23 protein-coding genes and 2 pseudogenes are annotated in these 22388 nt (G+C 40.5%); 15 read left to right on the top strand and 10 right to left on the bottom strand.

Annotation, left to right across the window (positions count from 1 at the left end; translation table 11 throughout):
- Positions 1-15 precede the first annotated feature (15 nt).
- A complete protein-coding gene (locus A9239_RS03815) occupies positions 16-696 on the top strand; it encodes a class I SAM-dependent methyltransferase (protein ID WP_048154408.1) in 681 nt (226 codons plus the stop codon).
- A 75-nt stretch (positions 697-771) separates the two neighbouring features.
- On the opposite strand, the gene A9239_RS03810 is transcribed toward A9239_RS03815, so the two are convergent.
- The 10 genes and pseudogenes from A9239_RS03810 to A9239_RS03770 all read right to left on the bottom strand — a co-directional run bounded on the left by A9239_RS03810 (position 772) and on the right by A9239_RS03770 (position 8808).
- A complete protein-coding gene (locus A9239_RS03810) occupies positions 772-1029 on the bottom strand; it encodes a pro-sigmaK processing inhibitor BofA family protein (protein ID WP_048120121.1) in 258 nt (85 codons plus the stop codon).
- Positions 1030-1174: 145 nt separating this feature from the next.
- Positions 1175-1633 (bottom strand): nucleoside 2-deoxyribosyltransferase, encoded by a 459-nt coding sequence (locus A9239_RS03805; RefSeq protein ID WP_048120123.1) that lies wholly within the window; start codon positions 1631-1633, stop codon positions 1175-1177.
- A gap of 75 nt (positions 1634-1708) precedes the next feature.
- Positions 1709-4315, bottom strand: coding sequence for a DUF3656 domain-containing protein (locus tag A9239_RS03800; RefSeq protein ID WP_048120125.1), 2607 nt, complete (start codon positions 4313-4315; stop codon positions 1709-1711).
- Positions 4316-4556: 241 nt separating this feature from the next.
- The gene (locus A9239_RS03795; RefSeq protein WP_048120127.1) at positions 4557-4958 is read right to left on the bottom strand and encodes a hypothetical protein; all 402 of its coding nucleotides are present in this window, start codon (positions 4956-4958) and stop codon (positions 4557-4559) included.
- Positions 4959-5033: 75 nt separating this feature from the next.
- A complete protein-coding gene (locus A9239_RS20830; RefSeq protein WP_369815389.1) occupies positions 5034-5285 on the bottom strand; it encodes a pentapeptide repeat-containing protein in 252 nt (83 codons plus the stop codon).
- A gap of 63 nt (positions 5286-5348) precedes the next feature.
- A complete protein-coding gene (locus A9239_RS20135; RefSeq protein WP_230628811.1) occupies positions 5349-5486 on the bottom strand; it encodes a hypothetical protein in 138 nt (45 codons plus the stop codon).
- A 148-nt stretch (positions 5487-5634) separates the two neighbouring features.
- A complete protein-coding gene (gene hisF, locus A9239_RS03785) occupies positions 5635-6456 on the bottom strand; it encodes an imidazole glycerol phosphate synthase subunit HisF (protein ID WP_048120131.1) in 822 nt (273 codons plus the stop codon).
- Between the two features lie 397 nt (positions 6457-6853).
- Positions 6854-7318, bottom strand: a complete 465-nt coding sequence (locus A9239_RS03780) for a bifunctional nuclease family protein (RefSeq protein WP_048120133.1) — start codon at positions 7316-7318, stop codon at positions 6854-6856.
- Positions 7319-7487: 169 nt separating this feature from the next.
- A pseudogene (locus A9239_RS03775) lies at positions 7488-8231 on the bottom strand (protein-L-isoaspartate O-methyltransferase).
- Positions 8173-8808, bottom strand: a complete 636-nt coding sequence (locus A9239_RS03770) for an HVO_0476 family zinc finger protein (RefSeq protein WP_048123256.1) — start codon at positions 8806-8808, stop codon at positions 8173-8175. The pseudogene A9239_RS03775 and the gene A9239_RS03770 overlap by 59 nt, the downstream one beginning before the upstream one ends.
- A gap of 548 nt (positions 8809-9356) precedes the next feature.
- On the opposite strand from A9239_RS03770, the gene A9239_RS03760 reads away from it, so the two are divergent.
- The 14 genes and pseudogenes from A9239_RS03760 (at position 9357) to ahbB (ending at position 22362) form a co-directional block, all read left to right on the top strand.
- Positions 9357-9761 carry a pyridoxamine 5'-phosphate oxidase family protein gene (locus A9239_RS03760; RefSeq protein ID WP_048120136.1) on the top strand — a complete coding sequence of 135 codons (405 nt, stop codon included), beginning with the start codon at positions 9357-9359 and terminating at the stop codon, positions 9759-9761.
- Between the two features lie 571 nt (positions 9762-10332).
- On the top strand, positions 10333-10548 hold the full coding sequence (locus tag A9239_RS03755) for a hypothetical protein (protein WP_048120138.1): 216 nt from the start codon (positions 10333-10335) through the stop codon (positions 10546-10548).
- Between the two features lie 270 nt (positions 10549-10818).
- A complete protein-coding gene (locus A9239_RS03750; protein WP_048120140.1) occupies positions 10819-11496 on the top strand; it encodes a winged helix-turn-helix domain-containing protein/riboflavin kinase in 678 nt (225 codons plus the stop codon).
- A complete protein-coding gene (gene ribB, locus A9239_RS03745) occupies positions 11493-12233 on the top strand; it encodes a 3,4-dihydroxy-2-butanone-4-phosphate synthase (protein ID WP_048120143.1) in 741 nt (246 codons plus the stop codon). The genes A9239_RS03750 and ribB overlap by 4 nt, the downstream gene beginning before the upstream one ends.
- Before the next feature lie 296 nt (positions 12234-12529).
- Positions 12530-13396: pseudogene (locus A9239_RS03740) on the top strand (cation diffusion facilitator family transporter).
- A 5-nt stretch (positions 13397-13401) separates the two neighbouring features.
- On the top strand, positions 13402-14499 hold the full coding sequence (gene aroC, locus A9239_RS03735; protein ID WP_048120147.1) for a chorismate synthase: 1098 nt from the start codon (positions 13402-13404) through the stop codon (positions 14497-14499).
- Between the two features lie 676 nt (positions 14500-15175).
- The gene (locus A9239_RS03730; RefSeq protein ID WP_048123257.1) at positions 15176-17521 is read left to right on the top strand and encodes a DUF3160 domain-containing protein; all 2346 of its coding nucleotides are present in this window, start codon (positions 15176-15178) and stop codon (positions 17519-17521) included.
- A gap of 165 nt (positions 17522-17686) precedes the next feature.
- Complete coding sequence (locus A9239_RS03725; protein ID WP_176722099.1) at positions 17687-18211, top strand: hypothetical protein; 525 nt, start codon at positions 17687-17689, stop codon at positions 18209-18211.
- 218 nt (positions 18212-18429) lie between these two features.
- Positions 18430-18615 (top strand): hypothetical protein, encoded by a 186-nt coding sequence (locus tag A9239_RS20130; RefSeq protein ID WP_230628815.1) that lies wholly within the window; start codon positions 18430-18432, stop codon positions 18613-18615.
- A 271-nt stretch (positions 18616-18886) separates the two neighbouring features.
- A complete protein-coding gene (locus A9239_RS03715) occupies positions 18887-19369 on the top strand; it encodes a hypothetical protein (RefSeq protein ID WP_048120149.1) in 483 nt (160 codons plus the stop codon).
- 110 nt (positions 19370-19479) lie between these two features.
- Entirely contained in the window at positions 19480-19890 is a 411-nt protein-coding gene (locus A9239_RS03710; protein ID WP_048120151.1) for a hypothetical protein, read from the top strand.
- Between the two features lie 399 nt (positions 19891-20289).
- Complete coding sequence (gene ahbD, locus A9239_RS03705) at positions 20290-21357, top strand: heme b synthase (RefSeq protein WP_048154402.1); 1068 nt, start codon at positions 20290-20292, stop codon at positions 21355-21357.
- Complete coding sequence (gene ahbA / locus A9239_RS03700; RefSeq protein WP_048120155.1) at positions 21335-21898, top strand: siroheme decarboxylase subunit alpha; 564 nt, start codon at positions 21335-21337, stop codon at positions 21896-21898. Before ahbD ends, ahbA begins: the two co-directional genes overlap by 23 nt.
- Before the next feature lie 5 nt (positions 21899-21903).
- Positions 21904-22362 (top strand): siroheme decarboxylase subunit beta, encoded by a 459-nt coding sequence (gene ahbB, locus A9239_RS03695; protein ID WP_048154400.1) that lies wholly within the window; start codon positions 21904-21906, stop codon positions 22360-22362.
- The last annotated feature ends 26 nt before the right edge of the window (positions 22363-22388 follow it).

Below are 22388 nucleotides of genomic sequence, written 5' to 3'. Positions count from 1 at the left end.
GGATAAATCGCAAAAATGAATAAATTGGATACATTTAACTTAGAAGATTCACAGGCAAGCTCCACGAAAAATCATTTTCTGGCCTGGGACAAAGAATATACCCACTTGAAATGGGGCGGTCCTGCCCCTATCCGGGATATCCAGGCTTATCTTCTGCTCGGATCCACGGTTCTTGATGCAGGTTCAGGAAATGGGAGATATCTTGGGGAACTTGCAAGGCATTACAACGCAGTAGGAATTGATATTTCTATAACGGCTCTTAATGGTTCCAGAGCTCGGCTTTCAAGGAGCGGCAGGTTTGCTGAACACCTTGGTGCAAGTATCTTGGACCTGCCCTTCAAAACCCATACTTTTGATGGAATTCTCTGTTACGGAGTACTTCAGCATCTCTTTAAAAAAGAAAGGGAATCCGCTGTTGAAGAGTTCAGTTCTATACTCCGAAAAGGCGGTTTTTTCTTCTTCGAGGCATTCGGCTATAAAGATATGCGTTGTGGAGGAGAACCTTCAATCCATTGTGAAGAAAGGACTTTTTCCCGACAAAACGGGATAATCTACCACTACTTTACTAAAGAAGAAGTCAGAACACTTTTCAAGGGATTTGAAATTATGGAGCTGGAAGATGTAATAAAAGAAAAAAATTTCAAAGGGAAAGTTTATAGAAGGCATCTGATAAAAGGAATCTTTAGGAAAACTTGAATGCCTTCCCTTTAAATTTTATCAAAAATTCTCCATGTAGCTTTCAGTCTTCCGTACAGTTTTTTGTCTAGCGGTTTATACGAAAGCTATTTTCAAATAACTCAGCACAATTATAACAAGCGCTCCGAAAATACCCCCGATTGCGCAGATAAGAACTGCTACCCAGGTAATTGCGATTTCAAGTCCAAGCAAAAGTTTTGCCGCCATAAGGACTAAGATTCCAAGTACTGCATTTATTGCAAGACTGGTTGCGGTCTGCAGGACTTTATACAAGATATAGGCCGCTAAGATTGCCAGAATCAGTACTAAAACTTCTATAATTCCAACTACCATAAATCATACTTAGGGATTCAACTTATTTATAATCATCACTGAGTTTTATAATACAGTTATGAGCCATAAAGATTACAATTCTGGCTTGGTAGGACGCCTAATAACGTTTATTCCAAAAATAAGGATCACCACAGACTTTTTTTCCTCAGGAAGCCTGGATAAACTCAGTAATAATTTTTTTGAGAGAGGTTTTGTCCAGATAAGCTCTTGCCTCAAGTAAATGGTTGGGATTTCCCAGTACCATTGCCGAAACTGCGGCACCAGGGCTGTAAAGACAGAGTACGGGAATTCCCTGTACAAGCGCCCTGCAGATTTCGTAACCCACACCCGTAGAAGGCACTGTTACTTCTGCAATCAGGGCATCGCTTTTTACGAGCAACCCCATATCTCTGGCATAGATTTCTTCTTCTGTCATTTTCATTTCGGTTTTTTCCAGCTCAGGGTCTGCAACGTGCCAGCTCAAAACTTCAGCTCCAGCCTCTTCGAGGGTATCAAACATAAACCTGTACGTCTCAAGCAGTTGCCTCCCTCCACGGATCGAGCCCGACAAAAAGATTTTTTTGCTTCTTTTTTCCGAAATCTCCATTTTCTCCAGTTTTTCCATAGTTTTTCCACCCTATAGTCAATTTTTCCGGCAATTCCGACTTTTATTGTACATCCTTTCCGGCAATTCCGACTTTTACTGTACACCCCTGAAATAATGTCCTGTAGTAAAGCCTTTTCCAAGCTTTTCGCAGTTTACCGGCCCCTTTTTCCCTGTTTCAAGGTAAGTATCAATTGCTCTCCTGTAAGCCCGGGTCACTTTTCGGATCTCGTCTGGATTATCCATTCCCAGAGTTTCAACTCTGAGGCTTGAAACTCCGCTTTCAAGGATTTCAGGGAGGTATTCAAGCATACAGAGCGATCTTGAGTTAAGTAGGTGCATCCTGCATTCATAGTCCATGAGCAGGGGAAATTCGTAGTTTTTCTCATCTACCAGTGTAAACTTTCCTGACCTGCATGGGGCACTACACTGCCCTTTATTGTTCCCAAGCAGCCCACCTGTAAGGCAGTGTTCGGACTCCATCAGTTCAAGCCTGCCGTAAACAATACACTCTGCAGGCCCATGAGACGCAATGCTTTTTAATTCCTCAAGGGTCAGCTCCGGAGAAATTACAGCCATCTGAGCACCTTTCTGCAATATAAAAGCAGAGGTGCGGCTGTTGAAGATGTTCAGAGGACTGTCCGCAATAAAAGGGATTTTCCCAGCTTTTGCGAGGCCAAGGGTTCCCAGGTTTGAAACAAGGACCCCGTCTGCTCCCAATTTCCTAACACGAGAGAAGATTTTTTTTACTGACTCCATTTTGGAATCTTTAACAAGCTTTGGAGTAATGAAATAGATGTCCTTGCCTGCCTTTTGAGTCTCTGATACTGCTTTCTCAAAAACGGAGTCAGATTCCTTTCCCTTTGCCGAGCCATCTTCTTGCTCTGTTTTTTTCGGCTTTCTGAAAAGCCCTTCGCCGAAATAAATCCTATCGGCTCCGCCTGCGAGTGCCCCTTCAAGTCCTTCAAGAGAATAAACGGAAACAGAGAGTGTCGGATGTATCGGAAGGCGCCCTTGAATAGTTTTTTCGGCTTCTTGGGATGCCTTTTCTACTGATTCTCTTTCTTCTGATCCCTTATCTATTGATTCTCTTTTTTCTGACCCCTTTTCTCCAGATTCGTAGGACTGTAGAGTATCAAGAGGTTTCCGCTTCCATCTGGAAATCCGCAGATTTTCAAGCTGCTCTATTGCTGTAGTCCTCAGCTCGTTCAACTGCCCTACAGGAATAAAAACATCTTCTTCCATTGTGACATGAAGTTCAGCAGCCTCAAAAATCGTATTTCCAAGTTTTGAAAGTTGTTTTTCGATGCGGACTTTTGAAGTTGGCTGCTTTTCGGCTTTCTCGACAAGATACTCGGACTCAATTGTTACTGTATTGGAATCCCTGTCTTTTACCTCAAGCCTGACAGGCCTTCCACATGAAATGGTTGCCGTGATATATACAGGGATTTTAGGCCTCAGGTTTCCGGACTCGCTTTCTTTTTTTAGGGAATCCATAAGCTTTTTGTCATGCGTCCTGTATACCGTGCTTCCTGAGGGTGCTCTTGAATCAAAGGGAATCTCCACCATATCTCCTACTCCTGCACTATATACTGGACCTTTTCTGGTATACATTGAGGATATGATTTTTCCTTTATCTTCAGGGCTGGTCTCTGCATTTTCAACCATTATCCCGTCTCCGAGACGAAGAGGTCGGGAAAGTTTTACCCGAAGACGGTTTAAACGCCTATCATATCCTGTAACCGTACCTGCTGGAACTCCACGGTTGTGGGGGTTTTCCCTGTTCATGAGCTCCCAACGCGGGTTTTCAAAAAAGTAACCCTGAGTAAAACCTCTGTTAAAGAGCTGGGTGAGTATTTCCTGCTCTTCTTCGGAAACGAAATACTCTGCAGGGTTTTCAATATACCTGTCAATCAAGCGGCGGTAAATCCTGACAACACCCGCAACATATTCCGGCCTTTTCATTCGGCCTTCTATTTTAAAAGATCCAATCCCGGCTTCTATAAGAGCTCCCAGGCCGGAGGTTGTGTTCAGGTCTTTTGGGCTTAAGAGGTAACTACCGGTTGTTTTGATTTTCTCCCCTTCACAGTACAACCTGTATTTTTTACGGCACGGCTGGGCACAGAAACCCCGGTTTCCGCTTCTCCCCCCTATGAGACTGCTCAGGAGGCACTGGCCGGAATAGGAAATACAGAGAGCCCCATGTATGAAAACCTCGATTTCAGTCCCTGTTCTCTCTTTAATTCTTTTTATCTCTTCAAGCGAGCATTCTCTTGAGAGCACAACCCTTTCGATTCCCATTTTTTTTGCAAATCCGACCCCTTCGCTATTATGTAAAGTCATTTGCGTGCTCGCATGCAGCGGAAGGTCAGGCAGATATTTTCTTGCAAGAGAGATAAGCCCTAGATCCTGAATTATTATTGCGTCAGTCCCAATTTCTCTCAGCCAGGAAAGCAACTTAAGTGCGCTTTCTACTTCTTCTTCCTTAAGTAGCGTATTTACGGTTACGTATACTTTCACGCCTCTCAGATGAGCATAATCGATGGCTTCTTCAAGCTCTTTCTCTGAAAAGTTTGACGCATACCCCCGAGCACTAAAAGCCCGAGCTCCGAGGTACACGGCATCTGCCCCATTTTCTACGGCTGCAATAAAAGCTTCCATGCCTCCTGCCGGGGCAAGCAGTTCCGGTTTTTCAGGCTTCATCAGATGGGATTAGAGATCCTGTCCTTAATTAAACTTTGGCATACTTTTCTTGCCTGCAGAACTCAGTAGTTAAAGGATTCAATAGTTAAAGGATTCAATAGTTAAAGGATTCAATAGTTAAAGGATTCAATAGTCATAACTCATGAAAAAATAACAATTAAAAAGGATAAAAAGAGATAAGAACGAATAAAGTCCAGCCTGAGAGATCTTTGCCGGACAGGCTGGATAATATGTCTCTGTATTATGCTTTCGGCCCTATTATGAAGTTCACAGTTCTCCCGGCTTTCTCATCTTTTGAAGCCTCGCAGAGCATCTTTCCATCAGGCATATGGCATTCACAGGAGTAGCCGAGTTTATCTGTTTTTCCCACGTGTCTGAAGTGTATTTTGCAGTATCCTTCCATACACCCCAACCCATACTTAACCCAGCCTTCAATGTCCGCTCCACCTTCACAGCTCCCTTCACATGCAATGAGCTCAAAGCTCTTTTCCTCATAAGATTCAATTTTAGCTGGAGCACGTTGGCCTTTTTTGAATTTCCCTTTCTCAATTCTCTCAGCCTGAAGTACAAGATCCTCGTCAGTGTTATTAAGAATCTTCAACTGCAAGCTCTCAAGAAATTCCATGGTTTCGGCTTCTGACATATATATCCCCCGATAATGGAGAATCCGGATACGAATTCCGAATAAGAAATTGTCTCTAAGAAATAAAAAAGTATCTCAAAATATATGAAAGCAAATATGAAAAAAATCACCGGAAAGACGAAAGTCGAGATCGCAAGGTCCAGATGACGAATTCTGAAAATCAGTCTTTTGAAAATCAGTCTTTTGAAAATCAGTCTTTTGAAAATCAGCCTTTTGAAAATCAGCCTTTTGAAAATCAGCTTTTTGAAAATCAGGATTCTCAAATAAGATATGCTTACCGTAAGTCCGTACAGATACAGAGCTTCTGTTTACAGGTACGGGGTACATACCAGGATACTTCTTAAAGAAGGCTTCTTCGAAGGTTCACACCGTAAAAATTGGCAAGTGCCCTTATCTAGGTGGAGCATCCGCAAGTTCTTCTTCTATATTTTCTGGCTCTTCCCTGAGTATGGCTTCGGCAATCTCCAATTTTCTCAACCAGCCAGAACATGGTAGCCTTAAATCCTCTCTCCCTGTCATTATGCGCATACAGTTCGGGCATCAACCCATTTTCAAAAAAGGCTTGAACGAAAAGAGACGATTCCGGTCATTACGCACATAAATCTCGGACATGGGTCTCTGAAATTCTGAGATCTCAATTTGTCTTCCCCACTCCCATCTTTTTCTGCTTTTTCTTTCAGAGCCTTACAGGAATTTCCCTTTCCCTCAGATATTCTTTGACTTCTTTGATTGAGTACTCCCTGAAGTGGAAGATACTTGCTGCAAGTGCGGCATCGGCTTTTCCAATTGAGAATCCTTCATAGATGTGCTGAGGATTTCCGACACCTCCTGAGGCTATAATTGGGATGTCGAGTTCTTCTGAGAGCTTTTTCGTAATAGGCAGGTCATAACCGGCACAAGTGCCGTCCCGGTCCATGCTTGTGAGCAGGATTTCTCCGGAACCCAATTCTTCTGCCCTTCTTGCCCACTGCACGGCATCGATTCCTGTAGCTTCTCTGCCTCCGTAAATTACAACCTCATACCAGGCAGGTGTTCCGTCTTCGAGCTCCAGAATAGTTTTGTCGGGATTATTCTTTATGTCAGTGTTTCGCTTGCAGTCAATCGCAGTGACGATACACTGGGCACCAAATATATCTGAGGACTCTTTGATGAAGTCAGGATTCTTGACTGCAGAAGTGTTTACTGAGACTTTATCTGCCCCAGCCCTAAGAATCTGGCGAATTGCATCAATGGAATTTATTCCTCCTCCAATCGTAAGAGGAATGAAAACCTCATCTGCAGTCCTTTCGATCACATCGATCATAGTTTTCCTGCCTTGAGCCGAAGCTGTAATGTCCAGAAAAACAAGTTCGTCTGCACCCTCTTCATTGTAGCGCTTGGCGAGTTCCACAGGGTCTCCGGCTTCTTTCAGGTCCACAAACTCAACACCCTTAACAACACAGCCACCTGCTCTGTCAAGGGTCACATCAAGGCATGGTATTATTCTTTTGGTGAGCATCTATGGGATAATAAATTTAACTTTTATTAAAAGCTTGTTGAAATTAAGTCAATGCCAGTCATAATACCAGTCCTGGATTAACGGCAGTAAGATCAATGGCAGTATTAGATCAATGAGTCTTATATATTAGTCTCTATCAACAGCAGTCCTGCTGTATCTGATTGAAGATCACGGATCAATTTTTGCAGACTTAAAAAACGGAATTAAGAGAAGATAAGTGAAGGTAAGTGAAAGTAAACAAAAGTGAGTGAAAGTAAACGAAGGTAAGTGAAAGTAAACGAATGTAAGTGAAAGTAAACAAAAGTGAGTGAAAGTAAACAAAAATGAGTGAAAGTAAACGAAAGTCGCCAGCTCAGGAAATAAATCTGAACACGAAATCTGCATGCTCCAGTAGAATCTAACCGAAGATATTTATCACCTGGGCGCCTTCAAGCCTTGACATCTCAACTTCAGAACTTTCTAGCACTTTTTTTCTGACTCTTATCGGAGCTCCAACACGCAGGGCAAGGGCAATGCAGTCGCTTGGTCTTGCGTCAAACTGCATGACAGTGTTGTCCTTTTTTATCAGGAGCCGGGCATAATAGATTTTATCCACCTTTTCATCAATCAAGACTCCCTCTATTTTTATGCCGAGCCTGTCAAAAATAGTGAGCATAAGGTCATGAGCCAGAGGCCTGGGCGGAGAAATATTTTTAATTACATTTCCTATTGAGAGAGCTTCGAGATGCCCTATGTATATAGGTAGCATATTTCCCTGCAGATCTTCAAGAAGCACTACAGGAGTCGGGTCTGTAAAAACATCGACTATATAAACATCCCTGACTCGAATTTCCTCAAAATCCTCATAAGCGCCGATGTCCATATTTAATACATGATTTTAAACTTATTAATACCTAATTTAATTTTTATAAATATATTAAAAATACTACTTAAAGATCAAATTCAGCTTCTTTTATCAGAACTTTCAGGTCGGTTTTGGTCTCAAGGCAGCAATCAGGAATTCAGGTTAGACCTTATTCCTACAAGAACCTTTAGCATTCCAGTCTTTTTCGGAAGCCATGTTTACCAATCAGGGGTACAAAAACGACCTCGCCTGTTTTCTTTTTATGTATATGCCCCTTGCCGTCTTTTTTAATTTTATAAAGCTCTTGAAAATAATCTCCCACAGGAATAAGCATTATGCCTCCAGGCTTCAACTGTTCCAGCAAAGGCTCAGGGATATAAGGAGCTGCGCATGTTACAGCTATCCTGTCATAAGGGGCATACTAAGAACAACCCATTGAACCGTCTTCAAGTAGCACTGTGACATTGCTATATCCTGTTTTTTTCAGGTTATCCCTTGCAAAATTTGCAAGGGCTTTTATACGTTCAACCGTGTACACATGCCCATTTTTTCCGACAAGCTCTCCCATCACTGCAGCATTATACCCTGACCCAGCTCCTATTTCCAGGACTTTATGCCCTTCCGAGAGGTCAAGGAGTTCACACATCATCGCAACCATATGCGGGGCAGAGATTGTCTGCCCGTGTCCGATTTCAAGGGGTCTGTCGATATAAGCTGCTTTTTGCTCATATTCCGGAACAAACTTATGCCTTGGAACACGGAGCATAGCCTCGCGGACGTTATCTTTCAGCAGCAGGTAAGCCTCAAGATTATCTACAAGGCGCCTGCGCATTGCTTCGAGTTTTTCTTCCTCTTCTTTCTCTCTTTTTTCTTTACCACGGCCCTCTTCGGAATTCACGCTGACCCGAACCTTCCCATTTCTTTCTCGCAAAAATCCGTTTTACGTATTTTGCAAGCACAACATCGCCTTTTCTGGACCGGAATGCACCGTCTCTTACCTTGATTTTATTGATGAAAAGGCGTTTATTCCCCACTCTTTCTTCGGCTCCTATAACAAATTCATAATCGCCAGGCACACGTTTTTCAAGAACTTCTGTTTTTTCAGTCCCGGACTGTGCGGAAAATTTTACGGTCACTTCATCAATGGCTCTGCCCCAGATTGTCTCGGTATCTTCTGCCCGGGCAATCAGGACTCGTTTTCCTCCTGCATCAAGAGCAGTAATCAGAATAGGCACCACTACTCCTGTTTCCTCATCATCTACAACCAGCTCATCGTCTACCTGAAGGACAGTCTCGGAATCCAGTTCAGTTTTGTAAGTGTCTGAAATGTCCATCTTACTGACTATCACTTTCAAACTAACGGATTTAGGGGTTTTAAGTTTCACTGCATGCACCTGCCCGCATTCCAGACAGCGAACAAGCGGACTCTGCCCCTCTTTCAGAACCTCGTGCCCTACCTCTTCTTCAGGGGAGCATGATGGGCACTCAACTTCAATTTCTCTTGTCATGGTATGATCAATAGATGGATTCAAGATACTAAATACTTAACTTCTCCGGCGACGTTTTTCCTGAAGATCAATCTTTTAAATATTTTCGGGTTCTTTTTGAATTTTAAAAGAACGATAGAACTTCATCCGAATTTATTAAATTCTTTTCATTTTGTTAGAATCAATGATCCATCCAGATTTCTATCTTTTCTAGTAACAGGAACTAATATATTGCCTTCAGATATCGTTTTTACTATTGACTTACTAATTATTTTGTTTTTTCCCATTAAAAAGGATTTATTTCAATGAAATTAAAATTTTATTGTTTTATATAATTTGAGGATGAAATTGTAGACCAGAGAATAATAACAAGTTTCTAAAACATTAGTTATAGCCTTCCTGAAAAAGGTATTTTCTATTTGGCATCTTTTTATCTACTTAATATTTTACAGAAATCGTTGGGTTTTTTGGTCTTGAAAGGTCACTAAAATACACAAGTAAATGTTCAATACAGAATTATAACGCTTAACTATATTAATATATACTAGAATCTTCTTGATTGTGATACTATGGTAAAATTAGATGAAAAGATGAAAACCGCTTTTTCAAAGGTGAAGATCTTTCCTGTAGCTACGGCCTCAAAGGATGGAATTCCAAACGTAGTACCTATAGGATTCTGCCAGCTTGTAGATGATGAAACAATCTGGATATCAGATAACTTCATGTCTAAATCCCTAGCAAACCTTAAGGAAAATCCAAATGTAGCAGTCTATGTATGGGGACCAGACACTGGTGGCTGCTTCCAGATAAAAGGTAAAGCTGAAATTATTAGTTCCGGAGACAAATTTGAAAAAATGAAAGCAATCGTGCATGCGGCAAAACCCGGACTTCCTGCAAAGAACCTCATAGAAGTAAAGATTACCGAGGTTTTCCAGTGTGCTCCCGGCCCAGACGCAGGAAAGAAATTGCTCTGAGCAAAACTCAAATTATACTCTGTAGAAATCCTGATTTGAGATTACTATAAGGTTCTGTATAGTCTTCGGGAAATAAACATTTTATATGCACACCACTAAATAATATTATTTTAAATTCTCGAAGACTTTACATTTATCGAAGACTCTACATCTACCGACGTATTGTCAGGCGATATGGAGGTACTGAGGATGGAAGAAAAACGGGCAAAGAAAATCCATGGCTTTGTCTTAAGTATATCGGCTGAAAATTATTAAATATATGCTTACTAATGTCTATGAAACCATCAAGATAGTCAATCTTCACTCAAATGAGCATTCTTTTAAAAAGTCGTTCCTGCAGAGGAGTAAAAAATATGAAAACGGAAATCTGAAAAGAATGACTCAAATTTGAACTGCTTAAACCTTATATGGTTAAGATTATGTGATATGAGAAACTTCCAATTCTCAAACAAAAATGACTTTAAGGGAGTACAAAAAAGACTATCTTTCTATATCCTTTCTTTGATTCTTTTGATATATTTATGTATATCGTGTTCCTGTAATTACTGAAAAATATGAGGAGTTAAAAAGAATGGTAGATCACAAATTAGAACATTCTATACCTCTAGATCCCAATACTCTCAACTATCAAAGAATAAAAATGTTACAACGAATAAGGCATGCAGTTGATGAAGGACTCGTAAATACTTCTGATTCTCATTTAACCGAAGTCATGGTCGATCTCAAAACCTTGCTTGAAGATGTAGAAACTGAAATGACTAATAGAGGCTTGAAGTTAAAAAAATGAGTTCAAAACCTTCAACTATAGCAGGCAAAATGCAGAAAACTATGCATCAATAAAAACGATAAATTTGGTTTATTATTTTCCGAGTTTTTGATTTATTGTTGTCAGTTGCCATTGAAATTGATGTCAAACTTTGGCGACCTTAGAAGGCACTAAAAAGTTTTCTGGAGAAGTATCAAGTGGAATTTGCTATCAAAAGTTTTATTATAGCGGAATTCATTATATAACATCTCATAATTGAGACGCATCTCAAAATTAAGGTAGGTGCCGACAGTGCCTGACATTGAATACCTGAAAAAACTCGCACTTATAGGAGCAATAAATAAAATCATCAAGCTCTCATCGAGCGAGTTTCAAAAGCATACTGGGGAAAGCTCCAAAACCACGGCAAGAAAGCTAAAGCAGCTGGAAGAGGAGGGGCTGATCGAAAGGAAGATCGTTCCCGGTGGCCAGTTGATAAAAATGACAGAAAAAGGAATTGAAGTTCTTAAGAACGAATACGTCGATTACAGCAGGATTTTTTCTCCAGAACTCGATATTCTCGAACTTGAAGGAAAGGTGCTCAAGGGGCTAGGTGAAGGCCAGTATTATGTAAATATACCCGGATACCGGAAGCAATTTGAAGAAAAGTTGCATTTTGTACCTTTTCCCGGGACTCTGAACGTACAGCTTTCAGAAAGCAGTTCGCCTCTTCGAAACCTTTTACTTGAAACGCCGGCTATCCGGGTTGAAGGTTTCAATGACGGAGAACGTACATTCGGAGGCGGAAAATGCTATCCAGTTGTCGTTGGCGGTATAGAAGCTGCTGTAGTCGTTCCTGAAAGAACGCACTACCCATCGGATTTAATTGAGATTATCGCGCCTGTAAAGTTAAGAGACGCCCTGAAATTGAACGATGGGGATAGAGTTGTGGTAACGTTAAAAAAACAGGGTACGGAGAACCAGAAATGAGTGGAAGTACGGTTTACGAAAGTCTTACATACAAAAATGAGAATATCAACCGGGCGCTGGAAGCCCTTAAAGCCGGAAAAATGATCCAAATTTACGATTCGGACTCAAGGGAAGGAGAAACTGATCTCGTAATTCCTGCAAAAGCGGTCACTTTCAAAGACGTGAAATGGATGCGAAAAGATGCGGGTGGCCTTATTTGTGTGGCGGTTGACCCGATTGCATCAAAACAGCTCAAACTGCCTTTTATGGCTGAACTTGTCCGGGAAGCCAGTAAAACCAGTGATGTGCTTGGGGAAATCGCAGAGAAAGAAGGCGATCTTAAATATGATGCTCATTCTTCCTTTTCTCTCTGGGTCAATCACAGGGACACAAGAACAGGCATTCCTGATAACGAAAGAGCCCTCACTATCCGAAAAATAGGAGAAATTACGGAAAAAAAGCTATTCGGAGATGCAATTCATTTTGGAGATGAATTCAGAACCCCTGGGCATGTTGCACTGCTAAGGGCTGCTGAAGGACTTCTGGACGAGCGTAAAGGTCAGACTGAACTTTCAGTTGCTCTTGCCCGTATGGCAGGCATTACCCCTGCGATGGTAGTCTGCGAGATGCTTGACGATAATAATGGGAAAGCTCGCTCTAAAGAAGACTCAAAAGAGTATGGCAAAGAACACGGGCTGGTATTCCTGGAAGGGCAGGAAATAGTCGAAGCTTATATGATGTGGGCAGGCTCGAAATAAGAGTTTTTTTCTTCCGCTTTTCTTCAACTTACTTTTTTCATCTTACTTTTTTCGTCTTATTTTATTCACCTTACTTTTTTTCATTTTGCTCTTATTTTTCACCTATTTTTTAAAACGGAGAATTTTATATGAAAATAAGTCAGTATATCATTGATAGCTTCTTGATAGTCTGCAACTGAATTAATTTTCTCAATATTCATTTTTTTAATTGTTTTATCTACCGTCTGTTTTCCGGTTATGAGCATTCGATGTAGGGGGTCAGATCAACGTTACAGAGATTCAAAAAAGTACAGCAAATTCTTATCTATGTACTATTTCTGAACCTTGCAGTTGCGTTTGTTAAAATCATTTACGGAACCTTGACCAGCACATTAAGCATGACTGCGGACGGCTATCACTCCCTATTTGATGGTTTATCCAATATTGTAGGATTGGCTGGGAGTTTTATTGGAGATCGCCCACCTGATGTCGAGCATCCTTACTGACATCGAAAGTATGAAACTGTAGCCTCTATTTTTATCGCTTTACTTTTGATTTTTGTAGGCGTTGAAATTTTACAAAGTGCTCTCAACCGTTTCCTTTCACCGAGCGTGCCAGAGGTCACAGCTATAAGTTTTCTCATAATTCTCGGAACGATGTGTATTAACTATCTGGTAACACGATACGAATATAAACAAGGTGAATCCCTCAGAAGCCAGGTACTTATAGCAGACTCCATGCACACAAAAAGTGATATTTATGTCTCCCTCTCGGTTATAGTAAGTCTTGCTGCCGTAAAGCTCGGTTTCCCTCTCATGGACCCTTTAATAGCCATAGTAATTGCTTTTATCATCTTCAGGGCCGGGTACAGGATTATTAAAGAAGGTTCAAGGGACCTTCTGGACATGTCTAGAATTGAAGAAAAAGAAATTTGTGACCTGGTTATGGGAGTTGAGGGAGTAAAGGGCTGCCATAAAATCCGGACTCGAGGGAGCATGGGGGATATTAAGATTGATATGCACCTGCTTGTCCAATCGGATATGACACTTGAGGACGCTCACCTTATTTCTCATAAAGTCAGCAAAAAGCTGAAGAGCGAATACAAAGATATCTCTGATGTGGTTGTACATCTTGAACCTTCCTCCCAGCGACCCCAAGGATCAAATAGCAAAAAAACCAGTTAAGATGCATGGCTGGAAACGTTTTCGGGCAGATGTTTCGAATTACTACCTGGGGTGAATCCCACGGCAGGGCTGTAGGTGTTGTAGTAGACGGAGTGCCTGCAGGGCTTCCTTTCTCCGAGGCTGATATTCAAAAAGAACTGGACAGGAGGCGCCCGGGGCAGAGCGAGGTTTCAACTCCGCGGCATGAGGCTGATAAAGTGGAAATTCTTTCGGGAATTTTTGAAGGAATGAGTACAGGCACTCCTGTTTCTATGCTTGTCTGGAACTCGGATGCCAGGTCTTCGGCTTATGATGCCATTAAAGACACTCCAAGGCCCGGGCATGCTGATTTTACCTATATGGCTCGCTATGGAATGAGAGACCACCGTGGTGGAGGCAGGTCTTCAGCCCGGGAAACAATAGGCAGGGTCGCAGGCGGAGCCCTTGCAAAACTCCTGCTTTCAAGGTTCGGAATACAAATTGTTGGACATGTGCTTGAACTAGGAGCCATCCGCGCAAAACCTCTTTCTTTTGAAGAAATTCTTGAAAATGTAGAAAAAACCCCTGTGCGCTGTGCCGATCTTGAGGTTGCTGAAAAAATGCTTGAGAAAGTTGCGGCCCTTCGGCAGGAAGGAGACAGTATCGGAGGCATTGTCGAGCTTATTATAAGAGGTGTGCCTGCTGGCCTTGGAGAGCCTGTCTTTGACCGACTGGATGCAGACCTCGCAAAAGCTCTGATGAGTATTCCTGCCGTCAAAGGCTTTGAAATTGGAGTCGGATTTGAAGCTGCTCGCCTGCGCGGTAGTGAAATGAACGATCCTTTCCGAATAGAGGAAGGAAAAATAACCACTTTAAGCAATAACGCAGGTGGGATTCTTGGAGGTATTTCAACCGGACTGGACATTGTCTGCAGGGCAGCAGTAAAGCCAACCCCGTCCATAGGAAAAGTTCAGCAGACAGTTGACCTCAAAACCCTGGAAAATACTGAAATTGCAATAAAAGGCCGGCATGATCCCACAATTCCTCCACGTATGGTTCCGGTTGCCGAAGCTATGGTTGCCCTTGTGATTGCTGATCATATGCTCAGGAGCGGGTTTATTAATCCGAGAACTCTGCTGGAATGAAGAAGATGCAATGGAACTGTATTCAAACCCACTAAAATGTCCATCCCAAATGATGCCAAATTGTCAGAGCTTCTCAGAATAGTTTCCAAAATAATAAGGTAACTTTGCCTTTACCCATGTTTTTTGTGACTTTTCCTTTAGAACTCACTCTGACAATAAGCATTCTCCTTCGAAAATCCTTTTTCAACTTTCTCCATCACAAATTCTTTTCAACTTTCTCTACCATAAATTCTTTTCAACTTTCTCCACCGCAAATCCTTTTCTTTTTGCTCTTGGAAAACGATATTGTTTAACTAGATAATTCTGCCTCTTGTCGAATTTTCCTGTCTTTTCCAAATCTTAGTCCGAAAAATACTGGACTAAATTCCAACTTTTTTATATTGGTAGAACTGCCGTGTAAAAGACCATAAAATTGTGAGGCTACAATTTCTATCACAGAAAATAACTACAGTCTGTATTGTCATATAATAATTCTGTGCAAAGTCTCTAACAATCAAAGATCAAATAATGGTTATAATTTGAAAACGGCATGAGATGAATAAGTTCGAAGATTTGGTTAGAAAAACTTATAAAGTATGCGCTTAACTTAAATTATAGAGTTCAATTTATTCATTTTAAATTGTTAGTTATTGAGTTTGTGTTTATTTTTGCAGTTTCGAGGGGATCTTAGTTGAAAATGAGGACATTGATAATTATCTGCTTGCTTATAGTATCACTGATATCTGGATCAGGTTGCATTGACAGTAGCAGTGAGCCAGTTAATGAAACAAGTCCAGTTAATGAAACAAACTTTGAGGGCGAAACAGGCAATCAGACTAGTTCATTTAATTCCACCGAAGAAGACGTTTCTATAGAGAACTCTTCTGAAAAGACCAATAATACTCTTAAACTTGAAGGGCAAAGCTCCTTTTCCAAATATTACAATAAAGAAAATCTACAGTTCGAGGCGGCAGTTCCCACTTATTCTTTACCTCTACAGGATTCCGAAATTGCAAATTATTATCAGTTTACCCAAAAGATTCCCCTGACGGACGAAAACAGGGATTTGCTATACAAAAACGGTTTTATTGTAATCGAAAATGGAACTTCTGAAAACCCACTTACAGTAGGGCAGACTCTGGTAAATGAAACTTACAAAGATCTGAAAGTGGCTGATATTCCTGTTTTCATCACATCGGATTCTCTTCTTCATCTTTATCACATCCAGTTTGATGAGACGCTAAAAAGGGTAGAAGCTGAGGAATTTTACGACGACCTGTGGAAACTTGACAAAGCTCTCCTTGAAGCCTCTGTAGAGGATTATAACAGCACTTCAGGGGTAGAAAAAGAAGCTGCAAGAAGAAATGTTGCATACTTTGCAGTTGCTTTGAGCCTTTTAGAACCGAAACCTGAGCAGATACAGAAAGAGGAAGAAGATGCCTACGGTTCTGTGGATATGTCCCTTCTTCCTGAAGATATAGCAAAGCAGTATCAGTTCGAGATTCCGGAGTTTGTAAATGATGATGTCGAATCTGAATTAACTCTTATCGAATCTCACGAAGGCTTTGCGATTTCTCCGATTTTCAAATATCAGGAAGACTATTCTCAGTACGTGCCCAGAGGACATTACATTAACTCGGAGGTCTCTCAGTATGGGCCCAAAGGACACTACACTAATTCAGAAATATTGAAGAACTACTTCAAAGTCATGATGTGGCACGGTAGAATAAGTATGCTCCTTCAGTCAGACATGATTAATTCAGAAGATACAGAAGATGAAGCGAAAATTCAGACCATACAGGCTCTTTTAATTTCTGACCATTTTGATAAGGAGAAAAACCTCCAGACTATATGGAATAGAATTTATAGTGTGACGGCGTTCTATGTTGGTTTTTCCGACGACCTTGGACCTTATGAATATGCAAAAGCTCTAAACACTGTTTTTGGGAATGATAGAAACGGAGTACGTTTCGACAACGAAAGTCTTACAGCACTAAAAACCGAACTTGAAAAATATGAAAGCCCCAAAATCTACGGCGGAACAGGGAAAATAATTCAGGCAGGCTCTGAAACTGAAAACGAAACTCTTGAGGCTACAAAAGGATTCAGGTTCATGGGTCAGCGCTACACTCCAGATTCCTATATCCTCCGGAAACTCCATCCTCCTGCCCTGAACATTATGGATCTCCTTGGCTCTGAACGAGCAAAAGAACACCTAAAGAACCAAGGTATTTCCGAAAACGAAGAATACGAGAAAGCTCACGCATCTCTGGAAAATGAATTTGGAGCTTTTGATGAAGAGGACTGGAACAAAAATCTCTACTGGGCTCAACTGTACGCTCTAAAGTCTCTTCTTGTAAACTATCCTGAGGGCTATCCCACTTTCATGCAGACTGAAGCCTGGGAAGATAAACAGCTTAACACAGCCCTTGCTTCCTGGACTGAGCTCAGGCATGATACTATTCTCTATGCAAAGCAGATGTACTTTACAGGTGCACCCTATAACCCAGAAGAAAAGCCTGTTCAGGGATATGTAGAGCCAGTGCCTGAATTCTATGCAAGGATGCTTGCCCTTACAAAAATGGCACATAACGGGCTGGCTGAAATGAAAGTCCTTGATGAGCAGTCGGATAAAGATTTTACAATTCTTGAAAACACTCTTGAAAAACTACTGGAAATCTCGATTAAAGAGCTTGAAAATAAAGAGTTGACAGAAGAAGAGTATGAGTTCATCAGGAATTTTGATCAAAACATCTCTCCAATGCTTGAGAATGTGGATATAATGTCTCAGAGATCCATTCTGGTTGCGGATGTCTATACTTCCCCTGATGGAGTTCTGGAAGAAGGAACCGGAAAACTGAATCTGATAGTAGTAGCCTATAAACAGCCCGATGGCAGGATTGTGCTGGGAGCAGGCCCTGTAATGAGCTATTATGAGTTCTGGCAGCCCTCAGGACAGAGGTTGACAGATGAAGAATGGAGAGATATGCTGAAAAATAACCCTCCTGAAAGGCCGGAATGGGGTGAGTCTTTTAAGGTGTAAAAGATGCTGCGTGTAAAAGATGCCATTCTAGATAGCTTATCTTTTCCGTTTTTTGTTTTAAGGGCGCACCTGCGTAGTTCAGAAAAAATAGGTGATGTGCCAGATTTCTAAAACTCGAAAAGTAAGGTACAGAATGTTAAAAGCAAATGTCAAAGAGGAATAATCTTGGATGGAAGTAAATGGTTTTCGCTGATAATTATCGGTTTATTCTCGGCAATTTTTCTTTTATCCCTCTATGAATCCGGCGATTTGCCCCTGGGTATGAATGATACTGGCAACAGTGGAGAAATGGACAGATTAGACCCCTTAGTAACAATGCAGAGAATATGTGAAAATGATAGCGATTTTCAAAACTTAACAAAAGGGAACTATTCAGGTCCAGGTGGAATTTTCAATGAAACAGGGGAATCTGTAGCATATATCCAGATTAACGGCTGGTATATTCACGAAGTAACTGTTGAGCTGCAAAACGGTACATTAAAAAACCTTGGACCGGATGTTTCCGAGGAAAAGCTCTGTAAAGAAGCTGATTACCTGAACGGGACCGTAATATCCACTTCTTCACAAATGACCGGTGGAGAATTTTATATGATAACTATTGACACGCCAAATGAGACCGTGAAATCGATTGAAAAGGTGGATGAATTGCCTGAATGGACTACAGAAACTACAATTACAGAAGTTTCGTAAGAGGAACCTTAAGGTGTATTCTGAATCGTGGTTTTCAGGAAAACCCATCTATAAAGTCTCAAGGTGCTTTTTTTCTCATTGAAAATACTGACAGCAGTTAAACATAAATTGTTTAATAATCTGGTCAAAAACTTTACAATTTATACAATATGTCTTTGGAAATATTTAGTGGAGCTTAAACATATAAACCCAATTTTAATATTGAGAGGTTTTATTGTATGAAAGAGACAACCTCAATTATAAATAAAATTACGGAAGTAGTCGGAGTTTTATTTGGAATTATATTATTTTATTCTTGGCTCATATTTGTAAATAATATAAAAATGTCATTTTTTTCAGAAATGAAAATTGTAAATGGCACCGAAGTAATCACGGCTCAATATTGGGGTCAAATAGATCAATGACTTGAAACAGGTCTTATTTTATTTTTTGTGATTTTTGGACACTATTTATTGTATAGTAAGAATATGAGCAGAATTGAAAAAAATAGTGACATCGTCGGTATGAAAAGCTCATTAATAGGCTATATTCTGTGGCTCTTTATAGCAATAATTACTTTCTTATCTAAAATTACTATCCCTTATTCTCTCAATATAGCCGGTGGATACATTATGATAATTTCCATTTATTTTTTAATGAGAAGGAATCCATATTCCTCACTTAACCAATAAAAATGTGGAAAAATCATCTTTCCTATTTTTAGGGGGCTTAAACATTAATTTCCAAAAGAAATTATTTCATCCTTTGATAATCTCTTTTGTAGTTGTTTGCATCGTAGCTGGTCTTGAAACTATAGATCTTTACAGGATATTTGGAACTTATGGTGAGATATTTGGGACAGTTATTAATTTACTTATCTTCCCTGTAACTCCGATTATTTATGGGTGGATTGTAAAAGATAAGATTGGGGTAATTATAGTTGGAACAGTTCCTATTTTCATTCTTTTGTTTTTTGGAAATTTGTTTTTTGGAAATCTTATCTATAAGGACGATCTCAATATCAGCCGGTTTTTGACTATTCTTGTCTATGCTGTGAGTTTGGCAACTTTTGGTGGTTTAGCCGGGTATTTTTCATCAAAGAGAGAATTTAAGTACCTTATTATTTCCATTTTTTTTGGAATTCTGTGGATTCCGGTTTTCTTAAGTGGAATCAATTGATTTTAAAGTCTAACTATAGATATAGATGAAGAGAATGATTCTAACTCTCAAATCTGCATAAAAGAAAAACCGTATAAGCTTTTGAACCCGCGGTCATAGAGGGATTTCACATGCAAAATATCAGAAAAATACTTCTCATCTTGCTGATCATACCCATAGTTGCAATTGTGGGTTATTATGCATTGATATTTATTCTGGGCGGTCCAGCTTTACCTAATTTTTTTGAGTTAAATAACCATGATGCAGGAACCCACGAAGTATCGGTTGAAATACTCAATTCTCATAATGAATCCATATTTAAGGAATCATATAGGCTCCATCCAGAAGAATCAGTCTCAAGAACAAAACCGTTTAATCTCAAAAACTCTTTTGAACAGAAAAAGTATACATTCAAAGTTGTATTAGATAACGGAGTTGCAGAAGAAAAAACCTCGATATCTTTGCATCGCTGGAGCACAGCTACTATAAATTTATACTGGGACAATGAGACTCCAATAATAATAGGGGTAGTTACGGTTTAAAAGGGCAATTTCCTACTTTTCAATAAGCTCGTCAGAGTTTGGATTTACAGTTACTAATTAATGAATTTATATTACCATTTTGACTTTTAAATATTTTATTTGATAATAAATTGTCAAGAAATATGGATGTAACAAAAATTCCTGACATTTTATATTTTTCTTTTTGTAATTTTTCATTTGAGATGGCAGAATATTAATATTACTTTATTAATATGACTTTTCAGGTTTTAAATCCAGATATTTCAAATCTTAATCGAAGAAAATCCAGGTAATTGGAGAAAATCCCGGTAAAACTAATTGGGCCTCATCTGCTCTTCAAACCAGGATTTTAACTTTCTAATTATCGTTAATTTGTAAATCTCATTAAACTTTGAATGCTATAATAAAAACAGCTAATTTATGATCACCATGACAAATGCACCAAGGCTTATCGCATGGGAACTGACTGCAGGGTGCAACCTGAACTGCGTACACTGCAGGGGAGCTTCCACTTCCTCGGTTCCGGAAGGTGAACTTACAACTGACGAGGCTAAACACTTCATTGATGAAGTTGTAGAGCTTGGAAAGCCCATTCTCATTCTGAGCGGAGGCGAGCCTCTGACCAGGCCCGACGTTTTTGAAATCGCACGTTACGGCACTGATGCCGGGCTCCGAGTCGTACTTGCAACAAACGGGACTCTTCTTACGCCTGAAATTGTTGAGAAATTAAGAGCTGCCGGAGTGCAGAGGCTCAGCGTTAGTATTGACGGAGCAACTGCAGAGACGCATGACAATTTCAGGGGCGTGCCCGGGGCTTTTGAAAGAACGCTTGCAGGCATAGAAGTCCTCAGGAAAGCTGATTTTCCTTTCCAGATAAATACTACGGTTTCAAAACGCAACCTTGAAGAAATCCATAAGACTTTTGAGCTTGCAAAAGAGCTTGGTGCAGTTGCATATCATGTCTTTTTCCTTGTTCCCACAGGCAGGGGAGAAGAATCCGATGAAGTTTCCCCTGCAGACTACGAGCGCATTCTACACTGGTTTTATGAGATGCAAAAAGAATCGAAAATCCAGTTGAAAGCAACCTGTGCTCCCCACTATTTCAGGATAATGCGCCAGCAGGCAAAAAAAGAAGGCATTGAAATCTCGGTTAAAACCCACGGCTATGAAGCAATGACAAAAGGCTGTCTTGGAGGTACAGGCTTCTGTTTTGTATCAAGTGTGGGCAAAGTATTCCCTTGTGGCTACCTGCCTGTGCTTGCCGGCAATATAAGGGAACAGTCCTTCAGTGAGATCTGGGAAAACGCCGAGGTCTTTAAAAAACTCAGAAATCCCGACGAACTAAAGGGAAAATGCGGGATCTGCGAATACAAAAAATTCTGTGCTGGCTGCAGGGCAAGAGCTTATGCCGCTACAGGCGACTATCTTGAAGAAGAGCCTTACTGTATTTACAGGCCCCGAAAAAATGGTAGTGATCAGGATGATTGACATTGATAATTTAAAAGATCAGCTCAAGAAAGAGGCTGCCGATTTTTCCTGTGATATGGATCTTAATGACAGGGAAGTTCCGGTAATAGAACTAGATGAGACTGACAAGAAAATCCTCAACCTTATCCAGCAGGAAGTCCCTCTCGAAGTTGAACCTTTTGCAAAGTTAGGCGAGATTCTCGGGCTTTCCGAAACCGAAGTAATTGAAAGGCTGCGAGAACTTAACAGGAAAGGGGCAGTAAGAAGGGTAGGTCCTGTCCTCAGCATGAGAAATATGGGGGGCGTAAGTACTCTTGTAGCTCTGAAAGTGCCTGAGTCCCGCATAGAAGAAGTTGCTATTTTTATTAACGAGTATCCCGAGGTTTCCCATAATTATCTCAGAAGTGCTTCACAATATAATCTCTGGTTTACACTTTCTGCTCCAAATAAAAACAGACTTGAGAGGATTATCAGCGAAATTCGAGAGAAAACAGGCTGTCCTCTTCTTGATCTTCCTACAAAGCACCTGTTTAAGATTCAGGTAAAATTTGATATCAGGTGAAATAAATGGATAAAACGGATGTAAAACTGCTAAAACTCGTGCAGGACGGAATTCCAATCACACATTCTCCTTTCAAAGGATTTGCTTCTGAACTTGGAATCAGTGAACAGGAGGTTGTTGACAGGCTTAAAAACCTCCAGAAAGCCGGGAAAATCCGTCGCTTTGCGGCTTCAATCGGGCACAGAGCCATAGGCATAGTAGCCAATGCGATGTGTGTCTGGAATGTTCCTGATGAGCAGATCGAAACGGTAGGGAATATCATGGCTGAATTTCCCGAAGTAACACACTGCTATGAACGCCCCCGCTATCCTGACTGGCCGTACAATCTGTTCACTATGGTTCACTCTTACACTCCAGATGACTGTGAAAAAGTAGCTGTCAGGATCTCGGAAGCTACCGGAATTAAGGATTATACCCTTTTTTTCAGTGATAGAGAATTCAAAAAAACCGGGGTCAGACTGTAAAGTTCCGATATTAAGATAAGTCCAAA

Source organism: Methanosarcina sp. A14, from assembly GCF_001729375.1.
Classification (GTDB): domain Archaea; phylum Halobacteriota; class Methanosarcinia; order Methanosarcinales; family Methanosarcinaceae; genus Methanosarcina; species Methanosarcina barkeri.
Note: the sequence above shows the minus strand (reverse complement) of the source record. Positions and strands in the feature narration are given on the sequence as shown.

What these genes read in the sequence shown, in the direction of transcription:
- A9239_RS03795 (WP_048120127.1), bottom strand. Translation starts at nt 4,958, where the DNA reads ATGTCAGAAGCCGAAACCATGGAATTTCTTGAGAGCTTGCAGTTGAAG.
- A9239_RS03810 (WP_048120121.1), bottom strand. Translation starts at nt 1,029, where the DNA reads ATGGTAGTTGGAATTATAGAAGTTTTAGTACTGATTCTGGCAATCTTA.
- A9239_RS03805 (WP_048120123.1), bottom strand. Translation starts at nt 1,633, where the DNA reads ATGGAAAAACTGGAGAAAATGGAGATTTCGGAAAAAAGAAGCAAAAAA.
- ribB (WP_048120143.1), top strand. Translation starts at nt 11,493, where the DNA reads ATGAGTGGAAGTACGGTTTACGAAAGTCTTACATACAAAAATGAGAAT.
- ahbB (WP_048154400.1), top strand. Translation starts at nt 21,904, where the DNA reads ATGGATAAAACGGATGTAAAACTGCTAAAACTCGTGCAGGACGGAATT.
- A9239_RS03800 (WP_048120125.1), bottom strand. Translation starts at nt 4,315, where the DNA reads ATGAAGCCTGAAAAACCGGAACTGCTTGCCCCGGCAGGAGGCATGGAA.
- A9239_RS03730 (WP_048123257.1), top strand. Translation starts at nt 15,176, where the DNA reads ATGAGGACATTGATAATTATCTGCTTGCTTATAGTATCACTGATATCT.
- ahbD (WP_048154402.1), top strand. Translation starts at nt 20,290, where the DNA reads ATGATCACCATGACAAATGCACCAAGGCTTATCGCATGGGAACTGACT.
- A9239_RS03780 (WP_048120133.1), bottom strand. Translation starts at nt 7,318, where the DNA reads ATGGACATCGGCGCTTATGAGGATTTTGAGGAAATTCGAGTCAGGGAT.
- A9239_RS20130 (WP_230628815.1), top strand. Translation starts at nt 18,430, where the DNA reads ATGAAAGAGACAACCTCAATTATAAATAAAATTACGGAAGTAGTCGGA.
- hisF (WP_048120131.1), bottom strand. Translation starts at nt 6,456, where the DNA reads ATGCTCACCAAAAGAATAATACCATGCCTTGATGTGACCCTTGACAGA.
- A9239_RS03710 (WP_048120151.1), top strand. Translation starts at nt 19,480, where the DNA reads ATGCAAAATATCAGAAAAATACTTCTCATCTTGCTGATCATACCCATA.
- A9239_RS03760 (WP_048120136.1), top strand. Translation starts at nt 9,357, where the DNA reads ATGGTAAAATTAGATGAAAAGATGAAAACCGCTTTTTCAAAGGTGAAG.
- aroC (WP_048120147.1), top strand. Translation starts at nt 13,402, where the DNA reads ATGGCTGGAAACGTTTTCGGGCAGATGTTTCGAATTACTACCTGGGGT.
- A9239_RS20830 (WP_369815389.1), bottom strand. Translation starts at nt 5,285, where the DNA reads ATGTACCCCGTACCTGTAAACAGAAGCTCTGTATCTGTACGGACTTAC.
- A9239_RS03815 (WP_048154408.1), top strand. Translation starts at nt 16, where the DNA reads ATGAATAAATTGGATACATTTAACTTAGAAGATTCACAGGCAAGCTCC.
- A9239_RS03770 (WP_048123256.1), bottom strand. Translation starts at nt 8,808, where the DNA reads ATGACAAGAGAAATTGAAGTTGAGTGCCCATCATGCTCCCCTGAAGAA.
- A9239_RS03755 (WP_048120138.1), top strand. Translation starts at nt 10,333, where the DNA reads ATGGTAGATCACAAATTAGAACATTCTATACCTCTAGATCCCAATACT.
- ahbA (WP_048120155.1), top strand. Translation starts at nt 21,335, where the DNA reads ATGGTAGTGATCAGGATGATTGACATTGATAATTTAAAAGATCAGCTC.
- A9239_RS20135 (WP_230628811.1), bottom strand. Translation starts at nt 5,486, where the DNA reads ATGCGCATAATGACAGGGAGAGAGGATTTAAGGCTACCATGTTCTGGC.